The organism is Fundidesulfovibrio sp., assembly GCF_058402725.1.
Genome location: NZ_JBZVFJ010000168.1, coordinates 1 through 6377 on the forward strand (window position 1 = coordinate 1; position 6377 = coordinate 6377).

A 6377-nucleotide genomic window follows, 5' to 3' on the forward strand; every position below is an offset into this window, starting at 1 on the left:
TTGGCGGGAGAGGTCTGGAGAGGGCAGCGCCCTCTCCAGCTCTTGCTCTTCTCTTCACAGCTTGAGCGCCCGGGCGGCGGCGAGGGTCCTGGCCAGGTCTTCTTCGGTGTGTGCGAAGGAGGTGAAGGCGCACTCGTAGCCCAGGGAGGCCAGATAGACGCCCTGTTCGCGCATCTGCTTGTAGATGGCGGTGTAGACCTTGGCGTCGGAGGTGCGGGCGGTGTCCATGTCCGTCACCGGGGTCTCGGTAAAGTACAGGGTGAAGGCCGAGGCCACCTTGTTGAGCTGCACGGGCACGCCCTTGGAGCGCACGATGGCGGCCAGTTCCTCGGCGAAGGCCCCGGTGCGGGCTTCCAGGGCGTCGTAGTCCTGCCTGGCCAGCTCGCGCAGGTTGGCCAGTCCGGCGGCCATGGCCACGGGGTTGCCCGAGAGGGTTCCGGCCTGGAACACGGGGCCGCAGGGCGAGAGCTTTTCCATGATGTCGCGGCGTCCGCCGTAGGCCCCCACGGGGAAGCCCGCGCCGATGATCTTGCCCAGGGTGGTCAGGTCCGGGCGCACGCCGTAGCGTCCCTGCGCGCCGCCGAGGCTCCAGCGGAAGCCGGTGATCACCTCGTCGAAGATGAGCACGCTGCCGTACTGGTCGCACAGGGCGCGAAGTCCTTCCAGGAAGCCTGGCTTGGGGAGCACCAGGCCCATGTTGCCGGGCGCGGGCTCCACGATGATGGCGGCGATGTCCTTGCCCTTCTCGGCGAAGAGGGCCTTGAGGGCGTCCAGGTTGTTGTAGGGCACCACCAGGGTGTCGGCCACGCAGGCCTTGGGCACGCCCTGGGAGAACGACGTGGGGATGAGCGCCACGCCGGAGCCCGCGGCGGCCAGGAAGGGGTCGGCGTGGCCGTGGTAGCAGCCGTCGAACTTGACCACCAGGTCGCGCCCGGTGAAGCCCCTGGCCAGGCGCAGGGCGCTCATGGTGGCCTCGGTGCCGGAGTTGACCATGCGCACCATCTCCACGGCGGGCATGAGGCGGGCGATTTCCTGGGCCAGGTCCACCTCGGCGGGGCAGGGCGCGCCGAAGCTGGAACCGGCGTCCAGGGCGTCCTTGGCGGCCTGGTGCACCACGGGGTGGGCGTGGCCCAGGAGCATGGGGCCCCAGCTCATGACGTAGTCCACGTACTCGCGGCCGTCCACGTCCACGATCTTGGAGCCGTGCGCCCTGGCGATGAACAGGGGCTCGCTCTCCACGGCGCGGCAGGCGCGGATGGGCGAGTTGACCCCGCCGGGAATGAGTGTCTGGGCCTTGGCGTAGAGCGTGGACGAGAGGGTCATGACGTGGGCTCCTTGGGGAATTTCGGGAGCCCCGTGCATAACCGGAGGGCGCGGCGGGGGCAAGGGGCGCTTGCCGGGGCCGGGAGCAGCGGTGGCGGCCCGGCGCTGCCGCAAGAGCAGCCGGAGGTACGGGGCGGGCCCCGGCGGGATGCTCCGGGTCTAGGCCTTTGCGGGCTCGGCCAGGCAGACCACCGTGCCGTCGGGGTCTGTCACGTACCATTCGCGCATGCCGTAGAAGGCGGTTTCGGGGCCTTTCACGGTGGGCACGGCGTCCTTAAGGCGCGCGTGGAGGGCGTCCAGGTCGTCCACCTGGAGGTAGAGGGTGAAGGCCCCGCCCGTGGGGCGTCCGGCCAGCAGGGGCAGCTCGCCCCCCAGGCTGTCGCGGCGCTGCACCATCACCTCGCAGGAGCCGGAGACAAACTGGGCGTAGACCAGATCGGCCCCGGGCGAGGCCTCCTGGTGGAAGCCGCGCGCGCTGTCCACGCCCATGCGGAAGGTGAAGCCCAGCAGGCCGCACCAGAAGGCGGCCGCGCGGTGGACGTCCTCCACCATGAGGTTGGGGACCACGGAGACGACGGACATGGGGGACCTCCCGGGGCTTCAGGCCACGGCCTGTTTCTGGCCTTCCACCTCGAAGGCGAAGCGGCGCTTGATGGTCTCGTTGATGAGGCGGTTGGTGTCCGTGAACGAAAGTCGGGATTTGATCTCCGAGAAGGGGAAGTCTTCCAGGAGATCGATGAGGGCCGTGTTCACGAAAGACGTGGAGACGCTGGCGACGCCCTTGAAGGAGAGCGTGACCCGCTCGCCCGTGGCCAGGCGCGCCTTGAGCAGGCCATGAAGGGCCTGCCCGCTGTCCGGGGAAGAGCATTCCTCCACGATGTCGAGGATGTTGATCAGTCCCATGAGAATACCTCCTCGTCCTCGGAAGGGGGAGGGATGGTGTCCGTGCGCAGGGTGATGAGCATCAACGTGCCTGGGTACGTCTGGTCTCGTTCCTGCGTCCGTATGCCCACTCCCGAGTCGGTCGGCGTGGCGTTGAGCTGGCCTTTCAGCGAGTGGATGGCCACGCGCCCCTTGTTGTGGACAATAACGTTTTGCAGCAGGGTGTCCAGCCCGGCCCCCCGGTTGCGGGGCGTGGTTTTTGAAGAAACGCCCTGCTCGATGGCCTTGGCGAGGCACTGTCCGTCGGCGAGTCCTTCCAGGCCTGGAACCTTGCGGATGTTGGCCGGGATGCCCACGCCGAAGTCGGCCACGGCGATGCAAACCTCGTGCTCTCTAGGAAAATGCTGCATATGCACCGAGCCGTTCGCCACCCCTGCGTGGTCTATGATGTTGTTGAAAAGCTCGTCGAGGCAGGCGGGGAATTCAGGCAGTTGGGACAGGGTGTCGATGCTCAGCTGATGGTCGAGCCAAGGGACCACCTGATTCATGACCCAGGAATAATAACCGGAGGTTACGAAGAACCGGAAGGGCATCGTCATCTGGCGGCATGCGGAGCCTTCATGGAGTTTCTTCCCGAGAAACGTCTCGAAGAAGAGGCAATCGTCGAGATATCGCCGCGGGTTGTCCTTCATGCCGTCGGTATCGACCCGGAAGCCCGTGAGGCGGACTGTGATCTTGTGAGATAAGAGATACTTGAGTACGTTAGCCAATGCGACGACGCCCTCCGGCTTGATGAACCGGAGGGCGCTGAAGTCGAATTCATAGTCTGCGGCTCGGGGCGCCCCATCGGGCTCCAGAATGCGGGACAGGAAGGAGTAGGCCCCCTCCATGTTGAACTGAGACGGCAAAACAACCCGCATACGTCTCCCCCGATTTCCTGCCGGACGAGGATTCTACCCCCGCACCAGCTCCTTCACCTTCTCCAGGGCCGCGTCGATGCCCGCCGGGTCCGTGCCACCGGCCTGGGCCATGTCGGGCCTGCCGCCGCCGGAGCCGCCCACCAGCGCGGCCACGTCCTTGATCAGGCTCTGGGCCGTGAACTTGCCGTGCAGGTCCTTGCTGACGGCCAGGATGAGCGCCACCTTGCCGTCCTCGCCCGCGCCCGCCAGGCAGGCCACGCCCGAGGGCAGCTTGGAGCGGATGTCGTCCATGGCCTCGCGCAAGGATTTCACGGTGCCGCCGTCCACGCGCGCCGTGAGCACCTTCACCCCGCCGATCTCCTCCACGGAGTCCATGAGGCTCCTGCCCTGGCCCGAGGCCAGCCTGGCCTGGAGCTGCTCCTTGTCCTTGGAGAGCTGCTTGAGTTGCGCCTGCATGGCCTTGAGCTTCTCCACCAGCTCGCCCGGGCGGGCGCGCAGGATCTCGGAGGCCTCGTCCAGCTCGCGGCGCGAGGCCTTGAGCTGGCCCAGCAGGTTCCAGCCGGTGGCCCCCTCGATGCGCCGGACGCCTGCGGCCACGCCGGTCTCGGAGACCACCGTGAAGCCGCCGGCCTGGCCCGTGGCAGCCAGGTGCGTGCCGCCGCAGAGTTCCATGGAGACGCCCGGAACGCTCACCACGCGCACCTCGTCTCCGTACTTCTCGCCGAAGAGGGCCGTGGCCCCCTTGGCCTGGGCGTCGGCCACGGCCATCACTTCCTTTTCCACCGCGATGTCGGTGAGGATGGCCCGGTTGACCTCCTCCTCCACGGCGGCGAGCTCCTCGGGGGTGAGGGCGGAAATGTGCGTGAAGTCGAAACGCAGGCGCTCCGGTCCCACCAGGGACCCGGCCTGCTTCACGTGGTCGCCCAGCACGTTGCGCAGGGCCGAGTGCAGCAGGTGGGTGGCGGTGTGGTTGCGCGCCGTGGCCTGCCGGGACTCCTCGTCCACGTTCAGGCGGGCTTCCTGGTCCAGCAGCAGCTCGCCCTCGTTGACGAAAACCCTGTGCACGGTCAGCTCGGGGCTGGGCTTGAGGGTGTCCAGCACGTCGGCGGAACCGGTCATGGTCTCGGCCGCGCCCTTGTCGCCCAGCTGGCCGCCGGATTCGCCGTAGAAGGGCGAGGCCGCGAACACGGCGAAGCCGCCCTCGCCCTGCACCAGGCGCTCCTGGGGCAGGCCGTCCTCGCCCAGGAGGGCCACCACGCGCGACTCGCCCGAGAGGGTCTCGTAGCCCGTGAAGCGCGACTTCAAGCCCGTTTCAAGAAGCTTCTTGAACTGTCCGCCCAGGTCGGTCTCGCCCGAGCCCTTCCAGGCCTTCTTGGCCCGGGCCTTCTGCTCGCCCATGCAGGCCTTGTAGCCTTCCTCGTCCACGGAGAAGCCCTGCTTGCCCGCCACGTCGGTGATGATGTCCAGGGGGAAGCCGTAGGTGTCGTAGAGCTTGAAGGCGGCCTCGCCGGAGATCACGGAGCTGTTGGCCGCGCGCGCGGCGGCCATCTCCTGCTCCAGGATGTCCAGGCCCTTGTCCAGGGTGTCGGAGAAGCGTTCTTCCTCTTCGCGCACCACGCGGGTCATGAAGTCCATGCCTTCGACCACCTCGGGATACTGCACGCCCATCACGTCCACCACGGTGGGGCAGACGCGGTGCAGGAAGGGGTCCTTCAGGCCCATGAGGCGGCCGAAGCGGAAGGCGCGGCGGATCAGGCGGCGCAGCACGTAGCCCCGGCCCTCGTTGGAGGGCAGGATGGAGTCCGCCACCAGGAAGACCATGGAGCGGCAGTGGTCCGCGATGACGCGCAGCGCAGTGTCGTTGTCCTCGTCGGTCTTGTACTTCACGCCCGCCAGGTCCGCCGTGGCGGCGATGATGGGGCTGAAGAGGTCGGAATCGAAGTTGGAGTACACGCCCTGGCACACGCCCGAGACGCGCTCCAGGCCCATGCCCGTGTCGATGGAGGGGCGGGGCAGGCTCACGCGGTTGCCGGGGGCGATCTGGTCGTACTGCATGAACACGAGGTTCCAGATCTCCAGGAAGCGGTCGCAGTCGCACTTGCCGATGCCGCAGTCCGGGCCGCAGGACATGTGTTCGCCCTGGTCGATGAGGATCTCGGAGCAGGGTCCGCAGGGGCCGGTGTCGCCCATGGACCAGAAGTTGTCCTTCTCGCCCAGGCGGAAGATGCGCTCGGCGGGCACGCCGGCGATCTTCTTCCAGAGGCCGATGGCCTCGTCGTCGTCGCGGAACACCGTGGCGTAGAGCTTTTCCTTGGGGAGCTTCAGCTCGTCGGTGAGGAAGCCCCAGGCCAGGCGGATGGCCTCTTCCTTGAAGTAGTCTCCGAAGGAGAAGTTGCCCAGCATCTCGAAGAAGGTGTGGTGGCGCGCGGTGCGGCCCACGTTCTCCAGGTCGTTGTGCTTGCCGCCCACGCGCAGGCACTTCTGGGAGGTGGCGGCGCGGGAGTAGTCGCGCTTGTCCTGGCCCAGGAAGACCTTCTTGAACTGGACCATGCCCGCGTTGGTGAACAGGAGCGAGGGGTCCTCGCGGGGAACCAGCGAGGAGCTGGCGACCTCGGCGTGGCCGTTGGCGACGAAGTAGTCCAAAAAGGCGCGGCGAATCTGGGTGGCGGTGATCACATGCTCTCCTGGCGGGCGGCGAGGCCCGGAAACGGCAGGGCGCGGACCGTATGGCCCGCGCCTTCGCGGAGCGCTCGCGCGCTTCGCCGAACCGCGTCCGGGATGCTCCCTGGCGTCGTTGTCTTGTCTTTGCGGCGCGTGGCCGGTTTATTCCTTGGCCTCGGGCTCCTTGAGCCCCAGGTGTTCGTGGATCTTGTCCTCGATCTGCTTGCGGATGTCGGCGTGCTCGCGCAAAAACTCGCGCACGTTGTCGCGGCCCTGGCCCAGGCGTTCGGAGCCGTAGGCGAACCACGCGCCCGACTTGTCCACGATGTTCATCTCCACGCCCATGTCGATCAGCTCGCCCTCGCGGGAGATGCCCGTGCCGTAGAGGATGTCGAACAGGGCCTCGCGGAAGGGCGGGGCCACCTTGTTCTTCACCACCTTCACGCGGCAGCGCGAGCCGTAGACCTCTTCCTTGTCCTTGAGCGTCTGGATCTTGCGGATGTCCATGCGCACCGAGGCGTAGAACTTGAGCGCGTTGCCGCCGGTGGTGGTCTCGGGATTGCCGTAGCCGGTCTGGCCGATCTTCATGCG

At 67.3% G+C, this 6377-nt stretch carries 6 protein-coding genes; all 6 read right to left on the reverse strand.

Going from position 1 to position 6377, the window contains the following annotated elements:
• Positions 1–54: 54 nt before the first annotated feature.
• Positions 55–1323, reverse strand: coding sequence for a glutamate-1-semialdehyde 2,1-aminomutase (hemL, locus tag ACV4UX_RS16315; RefSeq protein ID WP_491594341.1), 1269 nt, complete (start codon positions 1321–1323; stop codon positions 55–57).
• Positions 1324–1482: 159 nt separating this feature from the next.
• Entirely contained in the window at positions 1483–1905 is a 423-nt protein-coding gene (locus ACV4UX_RS16320) for a VOC family protein (RefSeq protein WP_491594342.1), read from the reverse strand.
• An 18-nt stretch (positions 1906–1923) separates the two neighbouring features.
• Positions 1924–2226 carry an STAS-like domain-containing protein gene (locus ACV4UX_RS16325; protein WP_491594343.1) on the reverse strand — a complete coding sequence of 101 codons (303 nt, stop codon included), beginning with the start codon at positions 2224–2226 and terminating at the stop codon, positions 1924–1926.
• Positions 2217–3095 carry a hypothetical protein gene (locus tag ACV4UX_RS16330; RefSeq protein ID WP_491594344.1) on the reverse strand — a complete coding sequence of 293 codons (879 nt, stop codon included), beginning with the start codon at positions 3093–3095 and terminating at the stop codon, positions 2217–2219. Before ACV4UX_RS16330 ends, ACV4UX_RS16325 begins: the two co-directional genes overlap by 10 nt.
• Before the next feature lie 63 nt (positions 3096–3158).
• Complete coding sequence (alaS, locus tag ACV4UX_RS16335) at positions 3159–5801, reverse strand: alanine--tRNA ligase (protein WP_491594345.1); 2643 nt, start codon at positions 5799–5801, stop codon at positions 3159–3161.
• A gap of 147 nt (positions 5802–5948) precedes the next feature.
• Positions 5949–6377: recombinase RecA family protein (locus tag ACV4UX_RS16340; RefSeq protein ID WP_491594346.1), on the reverse strand; the 429-nt coding region annotated here is incomplete at its 5' end.

Excerpts from the sequence above, each read along its gene's own strand:
- hemL (WP_491594341.1), bottom strand. The coding sequence starts at position 1,323 with ATGACCCTCTCGTCCACGCTCTACGCCAAGGCCCAGACACTCATTCCC.
- ACV4UX_RS16320 (WP_491594342.1), bottom strand. The coding sequence starts at position 1,905 with ATGTCCGTCGTCTCCGTGGTCCCCAACCTCATGGTGGAGGACGTCCAC.
- ACV4UX_RS16325 (WP_491594343.1), bottom strand. The coding sequence starts at position 2,226 with ATGGGACTGATCAACATCCTCGACATCGTGGAGGAATGCTCTTCCCCG.
- ACV4UX_RS16330 (WP_491594344.1), bottom strand. The coding sequence starts at position 3,095 with ATGGAGGGGGCCTACTCCTTCCTGTCCCGCATTCTGGAGCCCGATGGG.